Here is a 26,755-nt window from a genome sequence, read left to right on the forward strand (position 1 = left end):
ACTTTCCGCCTGTTTCGGAGTGTTGCCGTTGCTGGCCGCGATGCCTGCACGGGCGGCGGAGCTGCGGCTGCTGATGCTGGGCGATTCGATCACCGCCGCCTATGGGCTCGCGCGCGGGCAGGGATTGCCGGCGCGGCTCGAGGCCGCGCTGCGCGCCAAGGGCCAGCAGGTGCGGGTGATCGACGCCGGGGTGTCGGGCGACACCAGCGCGGGCGGGCGGGCCAGGCTCGACTGGGCCATGGCCGACCAGCCGGATGCGGTGATCGTGGCCCTTGGCGGCAATGACGGGCTGCGCGGCATCGAACCGGGCGCGACCCGCGCGAATCTCGCGGCGATTCTGGACGCGCTGAAGGCGCGCGGCCTGCCGGTCATGCTGGCGGGGATGCTGGCGCCGCCGAACCTGGGCGCCGAATATGGACGGGAGTTTGCCGCGACCTTCACGCGATTGTCGGAAGAGCATCCCGAGATCGTGTTCTATCCCTTCCTGCTGGATGGCGTGGCCGGCGACCCGCAACTCAATCAGCCGGATCGCATTCATCCGAATGAGGCTGGCGTCGCGGAACTGGTCCGTCGCATGCTTCCGGCCGTGGAGTCGCTGCTGGGGCGGGTGCCCGCGGGCTGACCCGTCTCCGGCCTCAGTTGGGGGGCTTGAGATGCTGCGCCTGTTCGTCGCCCTGGACCTGCCCCCGGAATGCCGCGCCGATCTTTCGGCCCTGGCGGGGAGCATACCGGGCGCGAAATGGGTACCACCCGACAACTACCACCTGACGCTGCGCTTCATCGGGGAGATCGAGAACTGGCGCGCGCAGGAGGTGGACCACGCGCTCGCCGCCATCCGCGGCAATGCCTTCGACCTGACGCTGCGGGGCCTCGGCACCTTCGAGAAGGCGGGGCGGATCCATTCGCTCTGGGTGGGAGCGGAGCGCAACGACGCGCTCGCGCATCTGCAGCGCAAGGTAGAGACGGCGCTCCAGCGCGTCGGCCTGCCGCCGGAACGCAAGTCCTTCTCCCCCCATGTCACCATCGCGCGCACGGACCGGGCGCCGCCGGAGAAGGTCATTTCCTACGTCCAGGCGCATAACCTGTTCCGCGCCGAGCCGGTGCGGGTGGAGTGCTTCACCCTGTTCTCCTCGCGCCTGGGCAAGGAGGCGTCGGTGTACACGTCCGAGGTCGAGTACGACCTGGTCGCCCGCGCCGCCTAGCGGCGCCGCTTTTGCTGGCCCCAGAGACTGCTTGGAAAATCCGGCGCCGCCATTCGGGTCTCGGTTTTCGCGCCATGCACGGGCGTATCGGCGGCCACGGCCGGCCCAAGCGCGGGCCGCTTTGCGCCGCCGGCCCGATGCCGGGCATCGGGCAGCTCGCGTCGGTGAGCCGCAGGGGGCCGTGCTTGCCGATGTTCCCGGCTCGCGTTACGCCTTGCGCGTGTCCGTGGCCTACCGCCCCGTCGCGCGCCTGATCGCCGCGATCCTGCTGCTGCAGGTCGTGCTGGCGCCGCTGCATTGCCTGGCGATGGCGGCCGCGCCGGCCGGCTTCGAGACCGTGCTCTGCTCCCCTGCCGGCATGGAACGCACCATCCTGGTCGGGCCGGACGGGCAGGAACTGCCTCAGCAGCTTGCCGGTGACGGCCTCTGCGTCGTCTGCGTCGGGCTGGCCCATGCGGCGCTGCCCGAACCGCCCGCCGCCCCGGCGCCGGCCTGGGTGAAGGTCGGGCCGGCCTGGTTCATCGCCGGTGCCGACAGCCGGCAGCCCCCCGCCCGCGGCCCGCCCTACCGGCCAACCGGACCACCCGCTCTCTCCTGAGGCCGTTCCCTTCGGAACGGCCGCGCCTGCGCCTGCCGTTCCGATCCTCAGGAAGAGAAACGTCTCGTGACTCCCAGTTCCGTCTCGCGGCCCGTCCTGGCCGCGGTGGCGGCGGGTGCCCTGGTCCAGCCCGCGCTGGCCGAGGAACCCGCCCCCGAGGGCGCCACCCTGCCGCCCATGATCGTCACCGCCCGGCGCGTGACAAGCACGCCCACCCATCCGTCCAGCGCCGAAGCCGAAGCCGCGGCGCGGCAGGTCCCCGGCAACGGACGGTCCGTCTGCGCCGGTCAGCAATACCGATTCTGAGGAGACGCCATGATGCGTAAGATGCTGCTCGCCCTCGCCGCCGCGGCCCTGCCCGCGCTGCCCGCGGGCGCCCATGTCACCGTCGATCCCGCCCAGGCGGCACCGCATGCCTATGTCCGCGCCGCGCTGCGCGTCGGCCATGGCTGCGGCACCGCCGCGACCGTGCGCCTGACCGTGCGGATGCCCGATGGCGTCACCGGCGCGCGGCCCATGCCGAAGCCCGGCTGGACGCTCGTCATCACGCCGCGCGAGGAAGCGGCAGCCCCCGGCGACCATGGCTCCGCCCCGGAAGTGGCGGCCATCACCTGGGAAGGCGGCCGCCTGCCCAACGAGCACTACGACGAATTTGTCCTGCGCTTCCGCGCGCCGAACGAGCCCGGCGCCACGCTTTGGTTCGCCGTGCGCCAGGAATGCGAGGGCGGCGCGGTCACCGACTGGTCGGAGATCCCGGCCGAGGGCCGTCGCATCTCCGACTACCCCCACCCCGCCGCCGCGATGCGGCTGATCGCCCGCTGAGGACTCCACCCATGCGCGCCATCCTGCTGGCGGGTCTCGTGCTCGCCGCCCCACCCCTCGCCCGGGCCTGCGACACCGAGGCGATGAACGCCGAGCTCACCGCGGTCTGCACCGCGGCGCTGAACCCGGCCACGAGCTGGGCCGAGGCCGTCCGCGGCCAGGCGAATGCGACGGAGGCGGCGGCGCTCGACCGTGCGCTGACGGCCGCCCGCGCTGCCTGCGACACCGGCGATCCCGCCGCCGGCGCGCTGGAAGCCGCGCGCATCGCCCGCCTCGCCGGCCGCATCGAGGCCCGCGCCGGCAACGCCGATTCCATCTGGCCGGATCGCCTGGCCCGCCGCTGATCCCATCAAGGAGAACACGCCATGACCACCACCCGTCGTACCCTCGCCATTGCCGCAGCGGCGATCCTCGCCGCCCTGCCGGCCGCCGCACATGACTACACGGCCGGCGACATCGCGATCGCGCACCCCTGGACCCGCGCGGCCGGTGCCAACGGCAACGGCGCCGGCTTCCTGCGGCTGACCAATAATGGGTCCCAGCCCGACCGGCTGATTTCCGCCAGCTCCCCCATCGCGCGTACGGTCGAACTCCACACCATGACGCGCGACGGCGACGTCATGCGCATGCGCCCGGTGGAGGGCATCCCGATCGCTTCGGGCGCGACCGTCGAACTGCGGCCGGGTGGCTTCCACATCATGATGATCGGCCTCACCGCACCCTTGCAGCAGGGCGGCCGCGTGCCGCTGACGCTGCGCTTCGAGCATGCCGGTACGGTGCAGGTGGAACTCGCCGTGGAGGCTGCCGGCGCGCGGGCGGCGGGCGGCCACCACTGACGAAGCCGGGGGTCGGGCATCGTCCCGACCCCTTGCGACGCGCGAAACGGCTATGCACAATCCGTAATGTTGTATGGCGGGCCAACCGCCAATTTCGTCTTCCCGGAAGGAAACGTTTCCATGTTGCAGGCCAGACGCCTGGCGCTTGCCCTTGCCGTTGCGCTTCTCAGCCTGCCCGGCCTCGCCGCGGCGCAACAGGCGCCATGGCCGAACCGGCCAATCCGCATGGTCATTCCCTGGCCACCGGGCCAGGCGACCGACCTCGCAGGACGCGTCATCGCCCAGCGCCTGCAGGAACGACTCGGAGTGCCAGTGGTGCCCGAGAATCGCGCCGGCGCTGGCGGCACCATCGGCTCGGACGTCGTCGCCAAGGCGGCGCCGGACGGCTACACGCTGCTCGCCGGGTCGTCCGGGCCGCTCACCATCTCCCCGCTGCTCCAGCGCCTGCCCTATGATGCGCAGCACGACTTCACGGCAATCGCTATGTTCGGCGTCTCGCCCTACCTCCTCGTCGTGAAGCCGGACTTCCCGGCACAGACGATCCAGGACTTTATCGCCCTCGTGCGGTCGCGGCCGGGCCATTACACCTTCGGCTCGTCGGGCACCGGCGCGACCGCCCATCTGATCACCGAGGCCTTCAACGCGGCCGCGGGGCTGGACGCGCTGCACGTTCCCTTCGCCGGCAGCGCGCCGGAGATGACCGCGTTGATCGGCGGCCAGATCACCTACGGCATCGAGACCATGGCCGCGACCTGGCCGTTGGTCCGCCAGGGCGCGCTGCGCGCGCTCGGCATCTCGCTCGCCGGCGGCAGCACCCTTGCGCCCGGCGTCGTTCCGTTCGCAACCCAGCCCGGCGCGCTGCAGGGCTTCGACGCGGGTGCCTGGGTCGGATTGATGGGTCCGGCGAACCTGCCCGCAGCCATCACCGAGCGTCTCGCCGTCGTGGTGGTGGAAGGCATGGCCGCTCCTGAGGTGCGCAGCCGCTTCGAAGGCATCTCGGTCGAACCCATCCCCCGCGGGACCGGGCCCTTCACCACCTACCTCGCGGAGCAGCGGGCGCTGTTCCAGGCGATCATCCAGCGCAACAACATTCGGCTGGAATAGGCGCGCAGGGACCTGGAGAGGGGCCTTGCCCCTCTCCGGACCTCCCCCCACCAAAGGGCGAAAGGCCTTTGGAAACCTCGACTTGGTGCAAGGCACCGTTGGCATGTCGGAACCTTCAGGCACCCGACAGGCGCGGAAGCAGGGCTTGGCGACCATTCTGAGTGGGCGCGCCACATGCCGAAGCATGGCGATCCCAAGGGCTTCGCACGTCAAAGACCGCTCCGCATGATCGCATGGTTGAAGGGTCTTCTTCGGCGCCGTGCGGGGCGGGCGTCCCGCCTCCAGGCGCGCTCCATGGACAAGCGCCCGTTTCGATACTCGCCCGGCCCGCCGCGCACGGCGCCAGGACAAGGCCTCCAAAAGCCACCGACATCACGCCACGCGGCGGGCCCGCGGCAGCAACAGTTCGTCCTCAGCCGCCAGCGCGGGAAGAAGGTCGGTCAACCGCTGCCGTGTCTCGCGCAGGGCCGGGATCAGTGGCAGCCGCGGCGTCGGGTCGCACAGGCCGAGCAGCCCGAGTGCCGCCTTGACGGGGACCGGGTTTGTCTCGGTGAAGAGCAGCGCGTGCAGCGGCGCAAGGCGGTCCGCGACATGCCGGGCGCGCAGCGTGTCGCCAGCGTCCCAGGCGGCGTGCATCGCGGCGCACAGTGCGGGCACGAGGTTGGCCGTAACCGAGATGCAGCCCACCCCGCCCATGGCGCGATGCGCCAGGGCGGTGGCGTCGTCGCCCGAAAGCTGCGCGAAGTCATCGCCACAGAGCTGACGCAGCCGGGCCGGCCGGGCCAGGTCGCCCGACGCGTCCTTGATGGCGCGGATCACGCCTTCCGAGCGCAGCCGGCCGATGGTCTCGTCGGAGAAGGCGACGGCGGCGCGCGCGGGCACGTCGTAGAGCACGATCGGCAGGCCCGAGGCGGCGGCGACGGCGCGCAGATGGGCGCGCAGCCCCTCCTGGCTCGGCCGCACATAGGGTGGGGCGGAGACGAGCAGTGCCGCCGCGCCGCAGCGCTCGGCGCCGACGGCGAGGCTGACCGCCGTCTCGGTCGAGGGTGCGCCGACACCCGCGATCACCGGCACGCGGCCGGACAGGGTGCGGACGGCGATGGCGACCGCCTCGGCGTGTTCCTCGGCGGACAGCGCGGGGCCCTCGCCGGTGCTGCCGCAGACCACGACGGCCGAAGATCCCCGCTCGGCGGCCCGTAGCGCCAGCCGCGCGAGCGCCGGCCGGTCGAGCGACGCGGGATCACCCCGCAGGAAGGGCGTGACGAGGGCCGGGATGGAGCCCTCGGGGCTGAAGACGGACAGGGTGGGCATGGTGTCAGGCCTTCCCATCGCGGCGGACGGCAGGGGCGGGGGCGTCGAAATCGCAGAGCAGCAGGATGCCGCCCTCGGCCCGCGCACGCAGGCGCGCCCGGGCAAAGCCGTAGTCGCGCAGCCGCCGCGCCGCTGCCCGGCCGAGCGCCAGCGCGCCGGCGCCGATCAGGCCGATGGCCAGGCGGCCGTGCCGCGCCCCGGCCAGGATGGCGCGGCGGGCCTGGGCCCCGATCGCCGCGGCCTGGTCGGCCGTGGCGACACGCGGGGCAAGCACGAGGTCGGCGGGTTCGGGGAGAGGTGCCGGGCCGACCACGGCGATGGCGGAGCGGCAGCCGCGGCGCAGGCTGGCGCAGAGCAACTCGGCATTCTGTCCGCCGATGACGAGGACGCGGTCCTGCGGGACGGCGTCGGCGGCGTCGAGCATGTCGATCCCGCCGGCCTGCGGAGTGTCGCGGCGGGACGACGGTGGCCTGGCGTTCTGTACGACCTGCCGCAGCCGCGTCTGGCGCGGCCGTGCGACGGTCTTCTGGGCGGGGACGGCGTGTGCTGGCATGCGGGCCTCCATGGCGCATCGGAGTAGGCCCGGCGCGCGTAAAGGCACCGCAGGAGAGTGGGCGGGGCGACGCAAATTCCGCGCAAACGACCCGGTGTCGAATCGGTTCGCCTCATTGCGCGGCATCAAGGCGACCATCGCGCCGTCCTGCGATAGGATGGCGCTCTGCATCGGGAGGCGCGCGGGTGACCATTCCAGCCAAGTCGGTGATGACGAAGGATGTTGTGACCGTCTCACCGGAGGCGACGGTGGCGCAGATCGCGAAGCTGATGCTGGCGCGCGGCGTCAGCGCCGTGCCGGTGGTCGATGCGCAGAAGCGACCGCTCGGCGTGGTCAGCGAAGGTGATGTGCTGCGCCATTTCGGTGCGGAGTTCCAGGGCAAGCGGGCGCAGTGGCTGCGTCAGCTCGCCGAGGGCGAGGAGCTTTCCGAGCAGTTCCTGGCCGCCATCGGGATCGACCAGCGCCATGCGCGCGACCTGATGCACGCGCCGGTCCTCAGCGCCGGCGAGGATGCTTCGCTGGCGGAAATCGGCGACATGATGCTGAAGCAGAAGGTGAAGCGCGTCCTGATCCTGCGCGACGGCGTGCTGGTCGGCATCGTCAGCCGCGCTGATGTGGTGCGCGCCGTGGTCGAGAACCTGCCGGACCTGCTGGAACCGACGAGCTAGAGCATTTCGGGCGAACTTCCGTTCACCTGCAACTCTCTAGGTATTTGTTTTTGCGAGCCTCTTCACCTGTCCAGATGAGTTCATCCCGACAGGATCTGCTCTAAGGCGATGCGGCCCGGCCGCAACCCGGCAGGACGGGCCGGGAGTCCGGCTGACCAGCCGTGACGGCTGCCTGATACCGTGAATGACGTCCGCCCAGCTCGCCAGCGCCACGAGGACCGCGATCGGGGAGGGAAGGGGGCGATCCGTGCCGCCCCACGCCCGGCATTCGACTTCTGGCTTACGGGATCGCCCGTCACTTTGTTGCAATAACCGAAATAGATCCGTGCATCCCCGCCAGCATTGCGGCTGAGGTGAGATCGCGGGACATTTAAATTTCGGTACCAGAATATTCCAGGCTTTGATTTCAATCGCGCTACGAAAGCACGCGTAACGCCTCGCGAATGCCCAACACGATGCCCGCCCAGAGCGCGAGGGAAAGCAGAACCACAACAAGGAGCCGCGCCCAGGGTGGTCCCCAACGCAAAGGCTGGCGACAGGATGTTGGCGCGACCTTGCTGTCTGCGGCCAGCCACAGCCGCGGCGACTGCGAACGCCTGCCGACGTCGGCTCGAATTCTCCCGCGCTTTGATTCCGGCACCTGCTTTTCCGGGACCACCTGTCAGAGCACCAACGTATCAAGACATGGTGGCGTGATCGGCATCAACATTGAGCGCGGTTGGCGATAACGACGAATTACCGTTTCGGTCCCTCGTTATTCTGATGATGCGTCGCCTGCGTCGTGGAATCCGGATCCTGCAGCGCCAAACCCATGGCCCGCGCGGCGAAGAAGCGCTTCAGCCGCGGCATCCGGTCCACCGCCGCGATACCCAGGCGCCGGGCCAGCCGCACCGGCGGCAGGCGTGCGGTGAACAGCCGCTCGAGCAGATGCGTCGCGCCTAGCATCACCAGATTGTCCGGCCGCCGCGCCGCCTGGTAGCGCGCCAGCAGCTCCGGGCCGCCCGGGTCCTGCCCGGCGGCGACCGCCGCGACCACCAGTTCGGCCAGCGCGGCCACGTCGCGGAAGCCGAGATTGAGCCCCTGCCCCGCGATCGGATGGATGCCATGCGCGGCATCGCCCACCAGCGCGAGCCGCTCGGCCGTGTAGCGCGCGACATGCATGGCCGAGAGCGGATAGGACCAGCGCCGCCCGATCGGCGTCACGGCCCCCAGATGCCCCCCCATCCGCGCGGCGATCTGCCGGCCATAGGCGGCATCGTCCAGCGCCAGGCAGCGGCGCGCGAAATCGGTGCGCTCGGTCCAGACGATGGCGCTGACATGGGGATGGCCGGGAATGCCCTGCATCGGAAGCTGGGCGAAGGGGCCGGAAGGCAGGAACTGCTCCAGCGCCATGTTGTGGTGCGGCTTCTCATGCGCCACCGCGCCCACCAGCCCCAGGCAATGGTAGTCGATGCGCGTCACCCCGATCCCCGCCGCCCGGCGCAACGGGGAGTTGCGCCCCTCGGCACCCACCACCAACCGGGCATGGATTTCCTGCCCAGTGGAAAGGCGAATGACCACACCTTGGGCATCGCGGGCGACCGCCGCCGTGGCCGGCGCGAAGACCGTCAGTTCCGGCAGCAGCGGCAGCCGGGCGTTCAGGGCGACACGCAGGGCGCGGGCCTCGACCATCCAGCCAAAGGGATCAGGGCCGATGTCGGCATGGTCGAATTCCAGGGCGAGGGCCGAGGCACGCTCCCCCGGCCGCCCATCGGCGACGCGGATGCCGAGGATCGGGCAAGGGTCATACGGCAGATGCGCCCAGACCCCGGCCGCATCGAGGAGCCGCCGCGACGTCAGCGCGATCGCGTAGGCGCGGCCGTCGAAGGCCGGCAGCTCCATGGGCGGCAGCGGCGCGGCATCGACCACCGCGGCGCGCACGCCGCCCGCCGCCAACGCCGCGGCGAGGGTGGCACCAACCGGCCCCGCACCCAGGATGCAGACATCGACGGACAGGGGTGTGGTCATGCGGGACAGGCTGCCTTTGCTTGCGGATCTCGATCCGGATGTGCGCCACGCGGCGCGGCAACGCCAGGGGTGAACCGCCTGTTACGTTTCATGCCCACATATAACGCAACTGCATAAATTCGCGCCAATTCCCGTCCGCCCATGCACGGCAGACGGGGCCGGCGCGGGCGCCCGCCTCTGGCACAAGACTTGGAAGTCACCTTTCCGTCCGCCGCAGAGAGGGAACAGGACGGCGCCATGAAACTGGTGATGGCTGTGATCAAGCCTTTCAAGCTGGACGAGGTGCGCGAGGCGCTCACCCCGCTCGGCGTGCAGGGCCTTACGGTGACCGAGGTCAAGGGTTTCGGCCGGCAGAAGGGCCAGACCGAGATCTACCGCGGGGCCGAATACCATGTGAGCTTCCTGCCCAAGGTGAAGATCGAAGTCACCGTCCCGGCCGAGCTCGCCGATGCCGTGGTCGAGGCAATCGCCACGACCGCGCGCACCGGCAAGATCGGCGACGGCAAGATCTTCGTCCTCGATGTGGAGCGCGCCCTGCGTATCCGCACGGGCGAAACCGACAATTCGGCCCTGTGAGGCCGAAGCCATGATGCACGGAAAGGAACCCAAGACAGTGAAGCGCATGCTCGCGCGCGGCGGCAGCGCCGCTGCTGCCCTGCTGCTCGCGGCAGGCCCCGCGATGGCGCAGGACGCCAAGGTGGACACCGGCGACGCCGCCTGGATGATGACCTCCACCGCCCTGGTGCTGATGATGACGGTGCCGGGCGTCGCACTCTTCTATTCGGGCATGGTCCGCAAGAAGAACGTGCTCGCCACGATGATGCAGTCCTTCTTCATCACGGCGCTCGTGACCGTGCTGTGGCTGGTTGCGGGCTACTCCATCGCCTTCGGCGAGGGTGGGGCCTATTTCGGCGACTTCTCGCGCATCATGCTCGCCGGCCTCGCCGAGAACTGGGACAAGCCCTTCACCCTCGGCACGGGCGATTCCGCGGTGGCCTTCACCATCCCGGAAAGCATCTTCGTGATGTTCCAGATGACCTTCGCGATCATCACCGCCGCCCTGATCACGGGCGCGGTGGCCGACCGCATGAAGTTCTCGGCGCTGATCCTCTTCGTGATCCTGTGGTCGCTGCTGGTCTATTCGCCGATCGCCCACTGGGTCTGGCATCCGAATGGCTGGCTCTTCGCCCTCGGCGCGCTCGACTTCGCCGGCGGCACGGTGGTGCACATCAATGCCGGCGTCGCCGGCCTGGTGGCCGCCCTCGTCCTCGGCAAGCGCATTGGCTACGGCACCGAGAACATGTCGCCCTTCAATCTGGGCTTCGCGGTGATCGGCGCCTCCCTGCTCTGGGTGGGCTGGTTCGGCTTCAACGCCGGTTCGGCCGGGTCCTCGGGCGGCGGCCGCGCCGCCATGGCGATGCTGGTGACGCAGATCGCCACCGGCGCCGCCGCGATGTCCTGGTGCTTCGCCGAATGGATGACCAAGGGCAAGCCCAGCGTGCTCGGCGCCATCTCCGGCGCGGTGGCGGGCCTCGTCGCCATCACCCCGGCGGCCGGTTTCGTGATGCCGGGTTCGGCGCTGCTCCTCGGCGTCGTGGCCGGCCTCGCCGGGCTGTGGGGCGCCACGGGCCTCAAGCACGCCCTCGGCTACGATGACAGCCTCGACGCCTTCGGCGTGCACGGCATCTGCGGCATCGTCGGCGCGCTGCTGGTCGGCTTCCTCGCCTATGGCCCGCTCTCGGCCACCACGGCGGCGCCGGAAGGTTCGGGCGGGTCGATGGAGCAGTTCATCAAGCAGTGCACGGCGGTGGGTGCCACCATCGTCTTCACCGCGGTCGCGACCTTCATCATCCTCAAGGTGGTGGACGTGATCGTCGGCCTGCGCGTGACCGAGGAAGAGGAGCGCGAAGGCCTCGACGTCACGCTGCACGGCGAACGGCTGAACTGATCGCCGGCCATCCGGCCGGGTCTGGCGCAGGGGCGCGGCGGGAAACCGTCGCGCCCTTCGCATTCCGACGCCTGATTGCCACGCCCCCTGGCACCGCGTAGGCAGCCGCCATGACATTCGGTCGCTGGGGCGAGGTCGGGGTGCTGGCCCTCGCCCGCATTTCGATGGGCGCGCAGCTGCAGGTCGTGGGCGCGCTCGGCACGCTGCTGATCGGTGGCCTGGTGGCGGATTGGGCGGCACTCGGCACGCTGATCGGCGCCTATTCCCTTGCGGGTGTCTTCGTCGCCCTTCCCGCCGGATGGCTGCTCGCGCGCTTCGGGGACCGTGTGGTGCTGCTCGCCGGCGTCGGCCTCATGGGGCTGGGCGGGGTGCTGCTCGCCCTGGCGCCGGACTTCGCCGTGGCGCTCACCGGACGACTGGTATCGGGCGTCGGCGGGGCATTGCTGACCATCGCCGGCGCGAAGATGGTGCTGGATCGCTTTGCCGGACCGGCCGTCGCGCTGGCGATGGGCATGATGCTGATGGCCTGGCCCTTCGGGATCGGCCTTGCCCTGCTGGTCCTGCCGCTGCTGGGGACGGCGTGGCGGACCGGGTTGTGGCTGTCCGCCGGCTTCTGCGGCCTCGCCTTTCTGCTGGTGAGCCTGACAGTGCGGGGCGCCGGGCCGCAGGCTGCCTCGCACAGGCGGATGTGGCTGCTGCGGCAGGAATGGCGACCGCTGATCGCCCTGGGCGTCGTTTGGGCCGGCTACAATGCCGCCTTTGCCGTCGCGGTCGGCTTTGCCCCGGCCTTCCTGGTGGCGCAGGGGATGACGCGGGCGGAGGCCGGGGCGTTGGCCTCGCTGATCGGCTTCTCCATCCTGCCGTTGCAGCCCTGGGGTGGCGCCATCGCCGAGCGGCTTGGCCGGCCGATGCTGGTCTGCGTCCTATGCCTGCTCGGCATGGTCGGCGCATTGGTCCTGACCGCGGCGGGGGCGCCGGCCTGGCTGACATTGCCAGCCTTCGGGCTGCTCGCGGCCGCACCGTCCAGCCTCATCATGGCTTTCGCCGGCCGGGCGCTGAGCGCGGAGAGCCGCGCCTTCGGCATGGGAGTGCACTACACGCTGTTCTATCTGGGCCTCGCGCTCCTGCCGCCTTTCGCGGGCTTCGTGCGCGATCTGACGGGCGTCGCGGCGGCCCCGCTGCTGACGGCGGCCGGATTCCTGGCGGTCTGTGTCACGGCCCTTGGCATCTACGCAGACGCGATGCGGCGGCGGGCGGCGTCATAGGACGCCGGGCTGCGGTCACTCGAAGCCGGGATCCACCGGCACGCGCAGCGCCTCGGCGAGCCGATTGGTCTCCGCCGCCATGCCCAGCACGGCGAGCAGTTCCCCGTGCATCTCCGGCGTCATGCCCCTGGCCTTCGCCGCCGCGGTGTGGGAGGCGACGCAATAGGTGCATCCCGCCGCCGCCGAGGCCGCGAGATACAGCATCTCCTTCACCAGGGGGTCGAGCGCACCCGGCGCCATCACCTGCTTCAGGCTGTCCCAGGTGCGGGCGAGCGTGGGCGGATGCACCGCCAACGCCTTCCAGAAATTGTTGACGTCGGCGACGCCGCGCAGCGCCTTGATGTCGTCGAACACCGCCCGAACCTCGGGCGGTGCTTCGTCATAGGACACCAGCCGCGTCACGCCGGGTCAGCCCGCCTCGGCCGGGCTGCCCAGTTCCAGGCGATAGCCGCCCGACTCCGTCACCAGGATGCGCGTCTCCGCCGGGTTCGGCTCGATCTTCTGCCGCAGCCGGTAGATGTGCGTCTCCAGCGTATGCGTGGTGACGTTGCTGTTGTAGCCCCACACCTCGTTCAGCAGCACCTGGCGCGGCACCGGCTTGCCGCCGGCCCGGTAGAGGTACTTCAGGATCGCCGCTTCCTTCTCGGTCAGGCGCAGCCGCTTGCCGCTTGCCTGCTCGTGAAGCTGCTTGGCCGCCGGACGGAACAGATATGGCCCGATCTGGAAGATCGCATCCTCGCTGCTGTCATAGACGCGCAGTTGCGCACGGATACGCGCCAACAATTCCGCCAACCGGAAAGGTTTGGCGATGTAATCATTCGCGCCGGCATCCAGTCCGCTGACAATATCCGCCTCGCCATCCGAACCGGTCAGCATGATGATCGGCATGCGGAAACCGGCACGGCGCAGCCGCGTGCAAAACTCCCTTCCGTCGCCATCCGGTAGCGTCAGGTCCAGCAGCAGCAGGTCGAATCTTGCACCCGCCGCGTTGAGCAGCGTCTCGGCCTCGGCCAAGCTGCCAGCCGCCACGGGTTCAAATTCGCCCTCAAGCGCCAGCTGGTCAGTCAGGGTTCCAGCCAACGCCACGTCATCTTCGATGATCAGTACAGGACGCGGCCCCGCCATCCCTTGCCTATCCCCTCGGTTGCTGGGGTTCCGGCCGCCCCTCCGGCCAAACCACGCAGTATTCACTTGAGGTATGACCTGCCGGCTACGGTTGTGCCAGGGTCCGCGCTGGCTCCGAAGCAAAATCTCGCATCTGTGATTGCCACTTCACTCATCTGGACGCGTTGTGCCGTCGTACCACATCCAGGGCTCGAAGTGCCGCCTTTGGCGCGCCACATTCGGGGTGCGCCATCCTTCGTCAGTACGGAACTGCCAGCCAATGACGCCACACGGCAATCTTGCCACCGAGCCCACGTCCAAGGCGAGCCGCGATCCGCATGTCGCCGCGCTGCGCCAGGTTCATCGGGCGATGGCAGAACTGCGGCGGGGCACACCGGTCCTGTTGCGCGGGCCGGACGCCTGCCTGGCTGTCGCGGCGGCCGAGACGGTGGGCGCGCAGGGGATGGCTGAACTGGCCGGCTCGGCGCTCGGCGCCCCCGTGCTGCTGCTTGCCCCGGTCCGTGCGGCGGCCGTGCTCCAGCGTCCCGTGCCGCATGCCCCCGACGATGAGGGTGCTGTCGCCCTGCGCCTGCCGCCAAGCCTGATGGCCCCCGAGGCCCTGCGCAGCCTGGCCGATCCCACCGTGGAACGGATCCTGCCCGAGGCGCCGGAGCGTGTCTCGGTGCCGCCCCTGGCCCAGGCCGCGATCGCCCTGGCGAAGCTCGGCCGGCTGCTGCCCGCGCTCATCGCCGCCCCGGCCACCGAAGCGGCGGCCGAACGGCTCGACCTGCTCACCGTCGCGGCCGAGGATGTGCTCGCCTATCCTGCCACCGCCGCAACCACCCTCGCGCGCGTCGCCGAGGCGCACGTCCCGCTCGAGGATGCGCAGGATTCGCGCATCGTCGCCTTCCGCGCGGCCGATGGCGGCATCGAGCACCTGGCCATCCTGGTCGGCCGCCCGGAAAAGTCCGCTGCCGCCGGCGGTGCGCCGCTGGTCCGCGCGCATTCCGAGTGCTTCACGGGCGATCTTCTCGGCAGCCTGCGCTGCGATTGCGGGCCGCAACTGCGCGGCGCCATCACCCGCATGGCGCAGGACCCGGGGGGCGGCGTGCTGCTGTATCTGGCGCAGGAAGGGCGGGGCATCGGCCTGGTGAACAAGCTGCGCGCCTATTCGCTGCAGGATACCGGGCTCGACACGCTGGATGCGAACCGCGCGCTCGGCTATGGCGCGGATGAACGTACCTTCCTGGTCGCTGCCACCATGCTGCGGGCGCTCGGCATGGAGCGCGTGCGGCTGCTGACCAACAACCCGGACAAGATCGCCGGCCTCGCCGCCTGCGGCATCGAGGTCATCGGGCGCGAGGCCCATGCCTTCGATCCCAACGGGGTGAATGACGGCTATCTCAAGACCAAGGCCCTGCGATTCGGCCACCTCCTGCCCGAATGAGCGTCATTGCCCGCGTCACCGCGGACGGGCTGCTGCGCTTCCGCGGCGAGACCCTGCGTTGCGCCATCGGCGCGGGCGGTGTCCGCGCCGAAAAATCCGAAGGCGATGGCGCCACCCCGGCCGGGCTGCTGCCGCTCCGCCGGCTTCTGTGGCGCGCCGATCGCGGCCCGCGGCCGGCCTGCGCCCTGCCTGCCGAACCCATCGCGCCCGCGGATGGCTGGTGCGACGATCCCACGCATCCTGACTACAACCGCCAGATCCGGCTGCCGCACGCGGCACGCCATGAGACGTTGTGGCGTGACGATGCCGTTTATGACGTGATCGGCGTGCTGGGCTGGAACGACGCGCCGGTGCGGCGCGGGCGCGGCAGCGCGATCTTCCTGCATCTCGCCCGGCCGGGCCTGCCGCCGACGGAAGGCTGCATCGCCCTGCCGGAAGCCGAGTTGCGGCGGTTGCTCGCGTCGGGGATGACGGCCATCGAGGTGCTCGGCTGATCGGGCGCCGGGGCCATGCCCCGGCCCCTGTGGCGTCGGCCGCCGGTCGGACCCGGCGTGCCGCCCCCCTCGCCCTCACAAGCCGAAGCGCAGCATCTCCGCCCCGAAGGTCGCGAAGCCCAGGCGTATATCGTCCTCCCCGAGCAGGTCGGGATAGCGCAGCGCCTCCGGGTCCTTCCCCACGAAGAACGCCCCGATGCCCGCGCGCACCTTCTCGGGCGCCATCTGCTTGACGGCCTTGCGAACGTGTTCCTCCTGCCAGGGCAAACCCAGCGTATCCGCCGCGGCCAGCAGCCGCGCCACCGGTTCCCGCACCAGCCGATCGTAGGACAGCACCGCGCCGGGCAAGCCGGACGCCGCCATGGCCTCGCGCCAGGACGCCACGTGGTCGGACCAGGACCCCCAGGCCTCCAGGAAGTTCGGCGCGCCGCGATGGGCGCAGAAGCGGCGGAAGAAGGCGGCTACCTCGCCGCGTTCGGCCGCGGCCTCGAAGGACGTCTCCGGCGCACCCGCGCCCGGGATGAGGCCCTGGGTCGCGATGACGTAGCGGCAGACCGAGAGTGCGACCTCGATGGGATGGCGCTGGACGTAGAGGATGCGGCCGACCCGGTCCCAGACCTCGGGGAATTGGGCGCGCACGGCGGCGGGCGGGCTGTGGGTGCGCACCGAGAAGCGCCGCAGCGTCGCGACCGACCGGTCAAACTGCGCCCGGTCGAGCCCGGCATCGAGCTGGAAGCCCGTGCGCGGCCGCGTCTTGTCACGCAGTTCGAGGATCCCCTCCCCCTGGTGCCACCAGGCTTCGGAGGCAGCGCAGGAACCGGCGGTGAAGGTGGTGCCCGATCGCGGATAGCCCGCGACCAGGGTGATGCTCGCGCCTTTCATCCGAGGTCAGGCGGTCAGGTAGCGGGCCGTCAGATGTGCGGTGAAATCCGCCGGATCGAGCGGCTTGCCGGTCGCCGCCCGCAACAGGTCCTGGAAGCCGAGCAGCGAGCCCTTGCCATGGACATTGGCCCGCAGCCAGCCAAGCAGCGGACCCATGTCCCCGCGCGCCAATGCCTCGTCGAGGTCCGGCGTGGCGGCGCGCGCGGCCTTCATGAGCTGCGCCGCAGCCATCGCGCCCAGGGTGTAGGATGGGAAATAGCCGAAGGCACCGTCATGCCAGTGGATGTCCTGCAGGCAGCCCTTGGCATCGTTCGGCGGCGTGATGCCGAGCATGCGGTGCAGGCCCTCATTCCACGCTCCGGGCAGGTCCGCGACCTCGAGATCGCCGCCGATCAGGGCGCGTTCCAGCCGGAAGCGCAGGATGACATGGGCAGGATAGGTGATCTCATCGGCATCGACGCGGATGAAGCCGCGTTCGACATGGCGCCAGTGGCGGGCGAGGTTGGCGGCCGACCAGGCCTCGGCCGGCCCGCCGAAGGCGTGGCGCAGCTCCCCGCCGAGGAAGGTGAGGAAGGCGTCGGACCGGCAGGCCTGCATCTCGACGATCAGGGACTGGGATTCGTGGGCGGCCATGCCGGCGGCGTCGCCGACAGGCTGGCGCGCCCAGGTCTCGGGCAGGCCGCGTTCATAGAGGCCATGGCCGGTCTCGTGCAGCACGCCGAGCAGCGCCTTCGAGACATCCTGCGGGTCGTAGAAGGTGGTCAGTCGCACATCGGCCGGCGTGCCACCGCAGAAGGGGTGCAGGGACTCGTCCAGCCGCGCATGGTCGTAGTCGAGGCCAACCCGCTCCGACAGCTTGCGGCACAGGCTCCGCTGGATCTCGACAGGGAAAGGGCCGGGCAGCGGGATCGGGGCAGGCCTGGCGGCCTGGATCGCTTCGGCACGCGGCAGGGCATAGGCGAGGAAGGCCTCGTAGGCCGCGAAGACCGGCTCGACATCGGCCGCGGTGACGCCGCGCTGATAGCCATCCATCAGCGCGTCATAGGGGTCCATGCCGAGCGCCGCGGCGAGCGCCTGGGCGGTCTCGCGCTGGAGGCGGACGACCTCGGTCAGGGCCGGCCGGACCATGGCGAAGTCGGCGCGCGCCTTGGCCTCGCGCCAGATCTTCTCGCAGGCCGAATTGGCGCGGGCGGTGGCCTCGACCAGGTCCGTCGGCAGGGCGGTGGCGCGCGCATGGGCGCGGGCCATCAAAGCGAGGTTCGCCTCCTCCCACGGGCCCTCGGCGCGGGCGATCTCGAGGTCCTCCTCGACCACCGGCGCGGTCATCAGCTCATGCGACAGGCCGGCCAAAGCGGCGAGCTGTTCCCCCCGCGATGCGCCGCCGCCATCCGGCATCATGGTCGCGGCGTCCCAATGCAGCATCCCTGCCGCCTCCCCCAGCACGCCGATGCGCGCGAAGCGGGACTTCAGGCGAGCCAGGGCGGCATTGGGCATCAGGCATTCTCCTTCAGGCGATGGCGCAGCCAGACGAGATAGACTCCGACCAGGCCGGCGGCGAGGCCGAACCAGGTGATGGCATAGCCGAGATGGTTGTTGTTCGGCCGCGGCAGGCCGCGCGCGGGCTGCGGCAGGGTGGTTCGGTCGGTACCATCGGCCAGCGCCACCAGCGTCCAGGGCACCACCGCGGTCAACCCGAGCGCCGCACCGATCGTCTTCGGATCGTAGGTATAGAGGCGCCGACCTGGGATGTCGTCGGCGGGCGAGAACCAGCCGGCGGTTTCGGGCGGCCGCACCCAGCCGGTGACGGTCACCGCGCCTTCGGGATGGGCGACGGTGCTGGTGCGTTCGAAGGGCACCCAGCCGCGATCGACCAGGATGGGCGGCGCGCCATCGCGCATCAGCGGCGTGACCAGATGGGCACCGAGGGTGTCGCCGCGGACTTCCAGGCCCAGCAAGGCCTCGCGCGTATGGTCAAACCGGCCGGTCGCGGCGACCTTGGCATAGGCGGGCGGTTCGGCCGCCGTCACGGGAACGGGCGGGCCGGCCTCCACGGCATCGAACTGCGCCAGCAGGGCGGTCTTCCAGGCCAGGCGCTCGACCTGCCAGGCACCAAGACCAAGCAGCACCAGAAGCGCGCCAAAGGACACCAGGGAGGGCAGCAACAGGCGCCGGCCGCGGCGCGCGGACTCGGCCATCGCGTCAGGCCGAGTCGCGCCGGTGCCGCCATTGCAGCGCCACCAGCGCGGCCTTGGCCCAGCGCATGGTCAGGACCGACAGCGGCAGGACGAAGAGCGGCCAGACGACGGCATGGACCCAGAGCGGCGGTTCGAACCGCACATCGACCCACAGGGCGAGGCCGACGGCGAGCGCGCCGATGACGAAGATGCCCGCCACCGCCGGCCCATCCCCCGCATCATGGGCCCGCAGGTCGAGCCCACAGACATCGCAACTGTCGCGGATGTCGAGCAGGCCGCGGAACAGCTTGCCCTTCCCGCAACGCGGACAGCGCCCGAGCAGGGCGGCGGCGACGAGCGAAGACCCCTGGGTCACGGACACACGCAGACCCTCCAATGACATCCGGCCGGACCTTGGGGGGTCCGGCCGGGCGAAGACGACGCAAGGCGCAGCGGACAGGCCGCCGCGCGGACCCTCAGTGCTGGGCGATCTCGCCGGCACCCCACCAGTAGATGCAGACGAAGAGGAACAGCCACACCACGTCCACGAAGTGCCAGTACCAAGCCGCGGCCTCGAAACCGAAATGGCGTTCCGGGGTGAAGTGGCCCTTGTAGGCGCGGATCCAGCAGACCAGCAGGAAGGTGGTGCCGACGATCACGTGGAAGCCGTGGAAGCCGGTCGCGAGGAAGAAGACCGAGGGATAGACGCCGCCATCCGCGAAGGGGAAGGGCGCCATCGAGTATTCCCAGGCCTGCAGCGAGGTGAACAGGATGCCGAGCAGCACCGTGATCCCGAGCCCCTGGATCAGCCCCTTGCGGTCGCCATTCAGCAGGGCGGCATGCGCCCAGGTCACCGTGCAGCCCGACAGCAGCAGGATCATGGTGTTGAGGAAGGGCAGGCTCCACGGATCGAAGGTGTGGATGCCGCGCGGCGGCCACACCGGCGGGGCCGCGGCGCCCGAGACATGCTCGGGGAACAGCGCGTAGTGGAAATAGGCCCAGAAGAAGGCGACGAAGAACATCACCTCGGAGGCGATGAACAGCGTCATGCCATAGCGCAGGCCGAGCTGGACGATCGGGGTGTGCAGGCCCGGCGTCCGCGCTTCCTTCACCACGTCGCGCCACCAGAAGAACATGGTGGCGAGCACGCCGAGCAGGCCGAGCCCGAACATCCAGTGCACGCCGTTATGCGCCCACAGGACGATGCCGAAGACCAGCGCGCCGCCGCTGAACGACCCGATCAGCGGCCAGGGGGACGGATCCACCAGGTGGTAAGGGTGCTTGTGGTGCGGCGCGGTGTCGCCGCTTGCCGCATCGGCGTGCGCGAGGCTGGTGCTGGCCATCGGAATCCCTGGAACCTGATCAGTCGCGCGCGGACGGCCTGCGCCACCCACCCGCATGGTGCTGCATCAATCCCGAAAACCCCCGCCGGATCAAGCCCACGCGGGTGTCCGGACGCAGATGGTGGCACGGCAACCACAGCGGTGGCGCGGCCACCGCCGGATCAGTTGGTGCGGGGCGCCCCGAGGCGGCCGACATGCGGCCCGGCATTCGCCAGCGCGCCGGCGCGCTGCGCGTCCTCGATCGTGCGATAGAAGGTGTAGGACAGGGTGATGGTGGTGACGTCGCTGGTGTTCGGATCCTCGGCGATGCGCGGATCGACCCAGAAGGAAACAGGCATGTCCACGCGCTGCCCGGGTTCGAGCGTCTGCTGGTCGAAGCAGAAGCAGGCGACCTTGTGGAAGTACCGGCCGACCTTCTCCGGCGTGACATTGTAGACGGCGATGCCGGTGACCGGCGTGCCGGCCTCATTGGCGGCGGTGTAGAAGGCGAGGCCCTCCTCGCCGACCGGCAGCGTCATGGATCGCTGCTCGGGCTGGAAGCGCCAGGGCAGGCTGCGATCGGTCTGGGCATCGAAGCGCACCGTCACGCTGCGCCCGCCGGAAGACCCTGGAGCGGCCTGGCCGGTCTGCACCGTGCCGTTGTAGCCCGTGACCTGGCAGAAGAGGGTGTAGAGCGGAACCGAGGCGAAGGAGAGGCCGACCATGCCCGCCGCGACCCCGGCGATGCCGAAGCCGACCCGCTTGTTGCGGCGCTTGATCGCCGCGGCCCGTGTCTCGTCCATGGGCGTGATGTGCGCTCGCCCGCGGCGGATGGCAAGACGGAGACGCGCTGGTGATTGGAGAGGGGGCTCTGCCCCTCTCCGCAACGTGGCGTGGTGCTTCGCGCCCGCTAAAGGTCGAAAAGCCTCTGGACATCTTGAGTTGGTGACGGGCGCGGCAGCCGGTCCTGCGAATTGAAGGATGCAATCGGCACAATGCGGCTCAGAATCCCGGTGCTGAGCACATCGGGCACGTCACCCGTAGGAAAACCCGTCCTGCCCAATACCAGGTATCGGTTTCCAAAGGCCCTGGGGCCTTTGGTGGGGTGAGCCCGAGAGGGGCAAAGCCCCTCTCGGTCCCGCACTCACCAAGCCGGGCCTCAGCCGCGCAGCAGCCGCGCCATCCCGACGAAGTAGAACAGCACCGCCAGCCCGATCAGCACGGTCATGATGGCGATGTTGCGCCCGCGCCGGCGCTTTTCGAAGACCGCGCGTTCCTCGGGGGTCATGACCCGAGGACCAGCCGGTCCACTGCCAGCGCCGCGAACAGGATGAACAGGTAGTAGAGCGAAAAGCGGAAGCAGGCCCGCGCCGGCGCATCCCGGGTCAGGCTCCGGCCATCCTCGTCCTGCTGGTCGCGCAGCACGAAGATGGCGCGCAGCAGGAAGCCGCCGCCGAGGACCGCCGCGACGGCCGCATAGGCCGGGCCGGCAAAGCCCACGGCCCAGGGTAGCAACCCGATCGGCAGCAGCAGCGCGGCATAGATCACGATCTGCCGCCGCGTCTCCTTCGCACCGTTGGTCACCGGCAGCATGGGCACGCCGGCGCGCGCGTAGTCGTCATGCGCCCAAAGGGCGAGCGACCAGAAATGCGGCGGCGTCCAGAAGAAGATGATGGCGAAGAGGATCAGCGGCACCATCGTTACGTCGCCGGTCACGGCGGCCCAACCGATCACCGGCGGAAAGGCGCCAGCCGCGCCGCCGATGACAATGTTCTGCGGCGTCCGGCGCTTCAGCCACATTGTGTAGACGAAGACGTAGAAGGCGATGGACAGCGCCAGCACCACCGCGGCCGCGACATTCGTCGCCATCCACATCACGGTGACCGAGGCAACCGCGAGGGTGATGCCGAAGCCGAGCGCCGCACCCGGGGCGATGCGCCCGTCGGGGATCGGCCGCTTGGCGGTACGGCGCATGACCGCGTCGATGTCGCGGTCGTACCACATGTTGATCGCACCGGCCGCGCCCGAGGCGACGGCGATGCACAGGATGGCCGTCGCCGCGAGCACAGGATGCATCGCCCCCGCGCCGGGCGCGACCAGCATGCCCACCAGGCCGGAGAAGACCACCAGCGACATCACGCGCGGCTTCAGCAGCGCGATCCAGTCGCCGACCTCGGACATGTCGTAGGATGCAGGAAGGGGGGCGGCGCCCCCCTGTCCCGGTTCCATGGCGGTGTCGCTCATGGGTGCTCCGTCAGGCCGCGCGCCTCAGCGGATGCGCGGCAGTTCCTCGAAGGTGTGGAAGGGCGGCGGGGAGGAGACCTGCCATTCGAGCGTGGTCGCGCCGGCGCCCCAGTAGTTGTCGGCCAGCTTCTCCTTCGAACGGAAGGTCAGGTAGACGACGTAGAGGAACAGCAGCAGCGAGGCGGCCGAGATGTAGGACCCGATCGAGGCCAGCATGTTCCAGCCCCACAGCGCCTCCGGATAGTCCGGATAGCGGCGCGGCATGCCCTGGGTGCCCGAGAAGTGCATCGGGAAGAAGGTCAGGTTCACGCCGATGAAGGTCAGCCAGAAATGCACCTTGCCCCAGAATTCCGGGTACTGGTGGCCGCTCATCTTGCCGATCCAGTAGTAGAAGCCGGCATAGATGCTGAACACCGCGCCGAGCGACAGCACGTAGTGGAAGTGCGCCACGACGTAGTAGGTGTTGTGCAGGACCTGGGTAATGCCGGCATTGGCCAGCACGACGCCCGTCACGCCACCCACGGTGAACAGGAAGATGAAGCCGATGGCGAAGAGCATCGGGGTCTTCAGCTCGATCGACCCGCCCCACATGGTGGCGATCCAGGAGAAGATCTTGATGCCCGTCGGCACCGCGATCACCAGCGTCGCAGCCATGAAGTAGGCGCGGGTGTCCACGTCGATGCCCGACTGGAACATGTGGTGCGCCCACACGATGAAGCCGACGAAGCCGATCGCGACCATGGCATAGGCCATGCCCAGGTAGCCGAAGACCGGCTTGCGGGCGAAGGTCGAGATCACGTGGCTGATGATGCCGAAGCCCGGCAGGATCATGATGTAGACTTCGGGGTGACCGAAGAACCAGAACAGGTGCTGGAAGAGCACGGGGTCGCCGCCGCCTTCCGGCTTGAAGAAGGCCGTGCCGAAGTTGCGGTCGGTGATCAGCATGGTGATGGCACCCGCCAGCACCGGCACCGAGAGCAGCAGCAGGAAGGCGGTGACCAGCATCGACCAGACGAACAGCGGCATCTTGTGCAGGGTCATGCCCGGCGCGCGCATGTTCAGGATGGTGGTGATGAAGTTCGCCGCGCCCATGATGGAGGACGCGCCCGCCAGGTGCAGCGAGAACAGCGCCATGTCCATCGCCATGGACGGGTGGTACTGGTTCGACGACAGCGGCGGATAGATCGTCCAGCCCGCTCCCGGCCCCTCGCCCACGAAGGCCGAGGCCAGCAGCAACATGAAGGCCGGCACCAGCAGCCAGAAGCTGATGTTGTTCATGCGCGGGAAGGCCATGTCCGGCGCGCCGATCATGATCGGCACGAACCAGTTGCCGAACCCGCCGATCAACGCCGGCATGACCACGAAGAACACCATGATCAGGCCGTGCGCCGAGACCAGCGCATTCCACATCTGCCCGTCGGCGAAGAACTGCATGCCGGGCTGCTGCAGCTCAAGCCGCATCAGCACCGAGATGGCCACGCCGATCACCGCCGCGAAGACGGCGAAGATGATGTAGAGCGTCCCGATGTCCTTGTGGTTCGTCGAGAACAGCCAGCGCGAGACAAAACCGGGCTTGTGGTCGTCGTGATGGGCGTCGATAGCGGTCGCCATGGGTATGTCCTCCGCGCGCCTTAGCGGCGCACCTCAGCAATCTGAACGGTGTCGGTCTCGGCGGGTGCTGCAGCAGCCGGCGCGGCCGGGGCGTCGGCGCTGGCGAAGCGCGTGCGCGCCTCGGCCACCCACTTGTCGAAATCCTCGCGGCTCACGGCGCGGACTGCGATCGGCATGAACCAGTGGTTCGTCCCGCAGATCTGGTTGCACTGGCCGTAGAAGATGCCTTCGCGATCCGCGCGCATCCAGGTCTCGAGCGCGCGGCCCGGGATGGAGTAGCGCTGCACGCCGAGCGCGGGGACGAAGAAGGAATGGATCACGTCATAGCCCTGCGTGATCACGCGAACATTGGCGTTCACCGGGATCACCAGTTCGTTGTCGACCGCGAGGCGATAGAGATCGCGCCGCTCCGGCGGAAGCTGATCCTCGGGGATCGGGTAGCTGTCGAACGCGAAGTTGCCGTGATCCGGATAGGTGTAGTGCCAGTACCACTGGCGCCCCTGCACCGTGATGGTGATGTCGGCGTCGCGGGTACGGTCCTCGTAGTAGATCAGGCGGAAGGACGGGATCGCGATGACCAGCAGGATGATCACCGGCACCGCGGTCCAAGCCACTTCCAGCAGCGTGTTATGGCTGGTGGTGGACGGCGTCGGGTTCACCGAGGCGCGGAAGCGCCAGATGCAATACGCCAGCAGCACCGCGACGAAGATCGTGATGACCACGATGATCGCCAAGACGAGCGCGTTGAAGTCGTGAATGGCTTCCTTGATCGGCCCGCCCGCCGCCTGCAGGCCTATGCCCCATGCATGGGGTGCGCCCACCATCTGTTCCTCGGCCAGGGCCGGCGTCACCATCGCCGCCATCGCCAGGCAGAACGCTGCCGCCCAGAAGCGCTTCCATCCGCTCAACCGCATCACCGTTTCCCTGTCCGCGTTGCCGCGCAACCCCAAGACTTCACGTGTCGCGCGATCGCCCGGCCAGACGATGCGCTCGCCGCCGATCGCAACTCCGGCAACGTGGGCGGACCATAGTCGGGGCGCCCCGCACTGCACAAGTGACCACGCATTGATCCAGCGCAAACGGCGCCGATGAAACGAATTTCGCGCCCGTCAGTCGGCCGCGAGCGCGACCGCCGCAGCGGCCGGATTGCGCATCTGGACCAGCGTGAAGATGCCCGCGGGGGGGCAGGGTTCGATGAACTCGACGGCTGTCGTCTCGGGGGCGAACAGGTCGCGCAGCGCGAAGTCGGGGTGCCAGCCGAGTCGGCGCGACAGCGGCGCCATGGTGCGCTCGATCCACCAGCGCGGCCCGCCCTCGGCCGCGAAATGGTTGACGAAGAGCAGATGCCCGCCCGGCCGCACCACGCGCGACATCTCGGCGAACAGCTTCTTCGCATCCGGCACGACCGAGGCGGTGAACATCGCCACCGCGATATCGAAGGACCCGTCGGCGAACGCCATGTCCTCGGCGTTCATCTCGACCAGGCCGCCGACATTGGCAAGTTTCTCGGTTGCGACGCGCTCGCGCGCCTTCTCGAGCATGTCGCGCGACAGGTCGATGCCGACCACCTGCAGGTCACGCCGGTAGAGCGGCAAGGCGAGGCCGGTGCCCACGCCCACCTCCAGCACGCGCGGCCCGGCCAGGCGGTTCACCGCGGTCACGGCCCGGCGCCGGCCGAAGCCCGACACGCCCCCGAACACCACGTCATAGATGCCCGCCCAGCGGCGATAGGCCTCACGAACGCTGGCGGCATCGAGCGCAGCGCGGGCATGCCCACGCTCCTCGGCCCCTTTGGCCATTCCGATGTCCGCCATCGATTCCCTCACGCGCGCGCCCCGTCTGCCAGGGCTGCAGCACCCCGGCGGACCCCTCGGCCGCCGAAACCATGCAGGCGTTGCGGCGCTTCGCTAGACCACCGGCGCCGCCCGCGCAAGCACAGCCTGCGGTTGCGACTGCGGAACAGATCTGTGGTCCCAGCATCGGGACGCAGGGTCAAGCTGCCCGCCTGCGATCCGGCAGGGCCACCAGTACGCCGCCCAGGGCCACGATGACCATGCCGACCACGGTCAGAGCATCCGGCACGTCCCCGAAGACGAGCACGCCCGCCAGCACTGCCCAGATGATCTGGGTGTAGGACATGGGGGCCAGAAGACTTGCCGGCGCCCGCGCGAAAGCCATGACCAGCAGCCCATGCCCGATCCCGCCCAGCACGCCGAGCAGCATCAGCGCCCCCCAGCCGCTCGGGCCAGGCCAGGTCCAGATGAAGGGTGTCGTCGCGGTCAGGACCAACGAGGCCGACAGGCTGGTGTGGAAGATGGTCGTCCGCGGATCGTCCAACCCGGCGAGTCGCCGGGTCAGGATCTGGTAGACCGCGAACAGCGCCGCTGTGCCGAGCGGCAGCACCATCGCCCAATGCATCGGCGCCCCGCCAAACAGGAAGGGCGGGCGCAGCAGCACCAACACCCCGAACATCCCGATCGCCACTCCGGCCCAACGGCGCCATCCGACAGCCTCCTTCAAGACGATGGCCGCGAGCGTGATGGTGAAGAGCGGCGAGGCGAATCCCACCGCCGTCGCATCGGCCAAGGGGATATGAACAAGCGCGTTGGTGAAGATGAAGTTGCAGCCCGCGAGGGTGAGGCTTCGCAGGGTCTGCCAGCCAGGTGCCTTCGACCGCCAGGGGAAATGGCCGGTGATGACCCGCAAGGCGATGGCGACCGTGATGAAGCCGAACAGGAACCGCGCCCACATCACCTGCGTGACCGGAAATCCCGCGGCGAGCAGCTTGATGAGGGTGTCCATGCAGACGAAGGTCGCCAGCGCGGCCAGTTGAAGGGCAACGCCGGCCAGGCGGGAGTGCATGATCAGCGGGCGCCCCACTGCGGGCGAAGGGACCATTGGAGGGGCTTTGCCCCTCCAAACCACCCCACCACGGGTACCCATTCACGTTGCCCCGGCAAGGTGAATGGGGCCCAAATAGGCCAAAAGGCCTTTGGAAACATCGACTTGGCGCCGCGCACGACAGGCACGCCAGCCAAGGAAGCGCAGCCCTTGCGCCCAATAGGCCCGAGGGCACGGGCGGCGCGTCCCGGTCGGCCCCGACAGCGCCGCGAAGCGCCAAGTATCGGTTTCCAAAGGCCTTGCGGCCTTTGGTGTGGAGGAG

31 protein-coding genes are annotated in these 26,755 nt (G+C 69.6%); 14 read left to right on the plus strand and 17 right to left on the minus strand.

Features of this window, described 5'->3' with window-relative positions; genetic code table 11:
• The first annotated feature begins 19 nt into the window (after positions 1 to 19).
• From KPL78_RS22285 to KPL78_RS22320, 8 genes are all read left to right on the plus strand, one after another.
• Positions 20 to 622, plus strand: coding sequence for an arylesterase (locus tag KPL78_RS22285; RefSeq protein WP_432761290.1), 603 nt, complete (start codon positions 20 to 22; stop codon positions 620 to 622).
• A 31-nt stretch (positions 623 to 653) separates the two neighbouring features.
• Complete coding sequence (thpR, locus tag KPL78_RS22290; protein WP_219765179.1) at positions 654 to 1,202, plus strand: RNA 2',3'-cyclic phosphodiesterase; 549 nt, start codon at positions 654 to 656, stop codon at positions 1,200 to 1,202.
• A gap of 226 nt (positions 1,203 to 1,428) precedes the next feature.
• Positions 1,429 to 1,800 (plus strand): DUF2946 family protein, encoded by a 372-nt coding sequence (locus KPL78_RS22295; protein WP_219765180.1) that lies wholly within the window; start codon positions 1,429 to 1,431, stop codon positions 1,798 to 1,800.
• A 66-nt stretch (positions 1,801 to 1,866) separates the two neighbouring features.
• Positions 1,867 to 2,106 carry a hypothetical protein gene (locus tag KPL78_RS22300; protein WP_219765181.1) on the plus strand — a complete coding sequence of 80 codons (240 nt, stop codon included), beginning with the start codon at positions 1,867 to 1,869 and terminating at the stop codon, positions 2,104 to 2,106.
• Positions 2,107 to 2,115: 9 nt separating this feature from the next.
• The gene (locus KPL78_RS22305; protein WP_219765182.1) at positions 2,116 to 2,622 is read left to right on the plus strand and encodes a YcnI family protein; all 507 of its coding nucleotides are present in this window, start codon (positions 2,116 to 2,118) and stop codon (positions 2,620 to 2,622) included.
• Positions 2,623 to 2,633: 11 nt separating this feature from the next.
• Positions 2,634 to 2,966, plus strand: a complete 333-nt coding sequence (locus KPL78_RS22310; protein ID WP_219765183.1) for a hypothetical protein — start codon at positions 2,634 to 2,636, stop codon at positions 2,964 to 2,966.
• Between the two features lie 21 nt (positions 2,967 to 2,987).
• Positions 2,988 to 3,458 (plus strand): copper chaperone PCu(A)C, encoded by a 471-nt coding sequence (locus KPL78_RS22315; RefSeq protein ID WP_219765184.1) that lies wholly within the window; start codon positions 2,988 to 2,990, stop codon positions 3,456 to 3,458.
• A gap of 120 nt (positions 3,459 to 3,578) precedes the next feature.
• A complete protein-coding gene (locus KPL78_RS22320; protein WP_219765185.1) occupies positions 3,579 to 4,562 on the plus strand; it encodes a Bug family tripartite tricarboxylate transporter substrate binding protein in 984 nt (327 codons plus the stop codon).
• A 372-nt stretch (positions 4,563 to 4,934) separates the two neighbouring features.
• Here KPL78_RS22320 and dapA read toward each other — a convergent pair whose 3' ends face one another.
• Positions 4,935 to 5,873, minus strand: a complete 939-nt coding sequence (dapA, locus tag KPL78_RS22325; RefSeq protein ID WP_219765186.1) for a 4-hydroxy-tetrahydrodipicolinate synthase — start codon at positions 5,871 to 5,873, stop codon at positions 4,935 to 4,937.
• 4 nt (positions 5,874 to 5,877) lie between these two features.
• On the minus strand, positions 5,878 to 6,426 hold the full coding sequence (locus KPL78_RS22330) for a hypothetical protein (RefSeq protein WP_219765187.1): 549 nt from the start codon (positions 6,424 to 6,426) through the stop codon (positions 5,878 to 5,880).
• A gap of 185 nt (positions 6,427 to 6,611) precedes the next feature.
• Here KPL78_RS22330 and KPL78_RS22335 point away from each other — a divergent pair, with 185 nt between their 5' ends.
• Entirely contained in the window at positions 6,612 to 7,094 is a 483-nt protein-coding gene (locus tag KPL78_RS22335) for a CBS domain-containing protein (RefSeq protein WP_219765188.1), read from the plus strand.
• A 735-nt stretch (positions 7,095 to 7,829) separates the two neighbouring features.
• On the opposite strand, the gene KPL78_RS22340 is transcribed toward KPL78_RS22335, so the two are convergent.
• On the minus strand, positions 7,830 to 9,101 hold the full coding sequence (locus tag KPL78_RS22340; RefSeq protein ID WP_219765189.1) for an FAD-dependent monooxygenase: 1,272 nt from the start codon (positions 9,099 to 9,101) through the stop codon (positions 7,830 to 7,832).
• Between the two features lie 237 nt (positions 9,102 to 9,338).
• Here KPL78_RS22340 and KPL78_RS22345 point away from each other — a divergent pair, with 237 nt between their 5' ends.
• The 3 genes from KPL78_RS22345 to KPL78_RS22355 all read left to right on the plus strand — a co-directional run bounded on the left by KPL78_RS22345 (position 9,339) and on the right by KPL78_RS22355 (position 12,314).
• A complete protein-coding gene (locus KPL78_RS22345) occupies positions 9,339 to 9,677 on the plus strand; it encodes a P-II family nitrogen regulator (RefSeq protein WP_219765190.1) in 339 nt (112 codons plus the stop codon).
• Positions 9,678 to 9,723: 46 nt separating this feature from the next.
• Complete coding sequence (locus KPL78_RS22350) at positions 9,724 to 11,049, plus strand: ammonium transporter (RefSeq protein ID WP_219765315.1); 1,326 nt, start codon at positions 9,724 to 9,726, stop codon at positions 11,047 to 11,049.
• 110 nt (positions 11,050 to 11,159) lie between these two features.
• Positions 11,160 to 12,314 carry an MFS transporter gene (locus tag KPL78_RS22355; protein ID WP_219765191.1) on the plus strand — a complete coding sequence of 385 codons (1,155 nt, stop codon included), beginning with the start codon at positions 11,160 to 11,162 and terminating at the stop codon, positions 12,312 to 12,314.
• A 15-nt stretch (positions 12,315 to 12,329) separates the two neighbouring features.
• On the opposite strand, the gene KPL78_RS22360 is transcribed toward KPL78_RS22355, so the two are convergent.
• Both KPL78_RS22360 and KPL78_RS22365 read right to left on the minus strand, forming a co-directional pair.
• Positions 12,330 to 12,716 carry a carboxymuconolactone decarboxylase family protein gene (locus tag KPL78_RS22360; RefSeq protein WP_219765192.1) on the minus strand — a complete coding sequence of 129 codons (387 nt, stop codon included), beginning with the start codon at positions 12,714 to 12,716 and terminating at the stop codon, positions 12,330 to 12,332.
• A gap of 6 nt (positions 12,717 to 12,722) precedes the next feature.
• A complete protein-coding gene (locus tag KPL78_RS22365) occupies positions 12,723 to 13,439 on the minus strand; it encodes a response regulator transcription factor (protein WP_219765193.1) in 717 nt (238 codons plus the stop codon).
• Between the two features lie 259 nt (positions 13,440 to 13,698).
• On the opposite strand from KPL78_RS22365, the gene KPL78_RS22370 reads away from it, so the two are divergent.
• Both KPL78_RS22370 and KPL78_RS22375 read left to right on the plus strand, forming a co-directional pair.
• Positions 13,699 to 14,865, plus strand: coding sequence for a GTP cyclohydrolase II (locus KPL78_RS22370; RefSeq protein ID WP_219765194.1), 1,167 nt, complete (start codon positions 13,699 to 13,701; stop codon positions 14,863 to 14,865).
• Positions 14,862 to 15,359 (plus strand): L,D-transpeptidase family protein, encoded by a 498-nt coding sequence (locus tag KPL78_RS22375; protein WP_219765195.1) that lies wholly within the window; start codon positions 14,862 to 14,864, stop codon positions 15,357 to 15,359. Before KPL78_RS22370 ends, KPL78_RS22375 begins: the two co-directional genes overlap by 4 nt.
• A gap of 75 nt (positions 15,360 to 15,434) precedes the next feature.
• Here KPL78_RS22375 and KPL78_RS22380 read toward each other — a convergent pair whose 3' ends face one another.
• The 12 genes from KPL78_RS22380 to KPL78_RS22430 all read right to left on the minus strand — a co-directional run bounded on the left by KPL78_RS22380 (position 15,435) and on the right by KPL78_RS22430 (position 26,454).
• Positions 15,435 to 16,241, minus strand: coding sequence for a sulfotransferase domain-containing protein (locus tag KPL78_RS22380; RefSeq protein WP_219765196.1), 807 nt, complete (start codon positions 16,239 to 16,241; stop codon positions 15,435 to 15,437).
• A 6-nt stretch (positions 16,242 to 16,247) separates the two neighbouring features.
• Positions 16,248 to 17,735, minus strand: a complete 1,488-nt coding sequence (locus KPL78_RS22385) for a carboxypeptidase M32 (protein ID WP_219765197.1) — start codon at positions 17,733 to 17,735, stop codon at positions 16,248 to 16,250.
• Positions 17,735 to 18,436 carry an SURF1 family protein gene (locus KPL78_RS22390; RefSeq protein WP_219765198.1) on the minus strand — a complete coding sequence of 234 codons (702 nt, stop codon included), beginning with the start codon at positions 18,434 to 18,436 and terminating at the stop codon, positions 17,735 to 17,737. Before KPL78_RS22390 ends, KPL78_RS22385 begins: the two co-directional genes overlap by 1 nt.
• 4 nt (positions 18,437 to 18,440) lie before the next feature.
• Entirely contained in the window at positions 18,441 to 18,797 is a 357-nt protein-coding gene (locus tag KPL78_RS22395) for a DUF983 domain-containing protein (protein ID WP_369412823.1), read from the minus strand.
• A 94-nt stretch (positions 18,798 to 18,891) separates the two neighbouring features.
• Positions 18,892 to 19,758 (minus strand): cytochrome c oxidase subunit 3, encoded by an 867-nt coding sequence (locus KPL78_RS22400; RefSeq protein ID WP_219765200.1) that lies wholly within the window; start codon positions 19,756 to 19,758, stop codon positions 18,892 to 18,894.
• Positions 19,759 to 19,919: 161 nt separating this feature from the next.
• Positions 19,920 to 20,540: a cytochrome c oxidase assembly protein gene (locus KPL78_RS22405; RefSeq protein ID WP_219765201.1), complete on the minus strand. Its 621-nt coding sequence runs from the start codon at positions 20,538 to 20,540 to the stop codon at positions 19,920 to 19,922.
• A 356-nt stretch (positions 20,541 to 20,896) separates the two neighbouring features.
• On the minus strand, positions 20,897 to 21,025 hold the full coding sequence (locus KPL78_RS30410; RefSeq protein WP_255569315.1) for a cytochrome c oxidase system small membrane protein: 129 nt from the start codon (positions 21,023 to 21,025) through the stop codon (positions 20,897 to 20,899).
• Positions 21,022 to 21,981, minus strand: coding sequence for a heme o synthase (locus tag KPL78_RS22410; protein ID WP_219765202.1), 960 nt, complete (start codon positions 21,979 to 21,981; stop codon positions 21,022 to 21,024). Before KPL78_RS22410 ends, KPL78_RS30410 begins: the two co-directional genes overlap by 4 nt.
• 24 nt (positions 21,982 to 22,005) lie before the next feature.
• Complete coding sequence (gene ctaD, locus KPL78_RS22415) at positions 22,006 to 23,592, minus strand: cytochrome c oxidase subunit I (protein WP_219765203.1); 1,587 nt, start codon at positions 23,590 to 23,592, stop codon at positions 22,006 to 22,008.
• Positions 23,593 to 23,612: 20 nt separating this feature from the next.
• Positions 23,613 to 24,506: a cytochrome c oxidase subunit II gene (coxB, locus tag KPL78_RS22420; RefSeq protein WP_219765204.1), complete on the minus strand. Its 894-nt coding sequence runs from the start codon at positions 24,504 to 24,506 to the stop codon at positions 23,613 to 23,615.
• A 195-nt stretch (positions 24,507 to 24,701) separates the two neighbouring features.
• Positions 24,702 to 25,406 (minus strand): class I SAM-dependent methyltransferase, encoded by a 705-nt coding sequence (locus KPL78_RS22425; protein WP_219765205.1) that lies wholly within the window; start codon positions 25,404 to 25,406, stop codon positions 24,702 to 24,704.
• A 178-nt stretch (positions 25,407 to 25,584) separates the two neighbouring features.
• Positions 25,585 to 26,454 (minus strand): DMT family transporter, encoded by an 870-nt coding sequence (locus KPL78_RS22430; RefSeq protein WP_219765206.1) that lies wholly within the window; start codon positions 26,452 to 26,454, stop codon positions 25,585 to 25,587.
• Between the last annotated feature and the right edge of the window lie 301 nt (positions 26,455 to 26,755).

The sequence above is a fragment of the Roseomonas alba genome, assembly GCF_019430885.1.
GTDB classification, from domain to species: Bacteria; Pseudomonadota; Alphaproteobacteria; order Acetobacterales; family Acetobacteraceae; genus Neoroseomonas; species Neoroseomonas alba.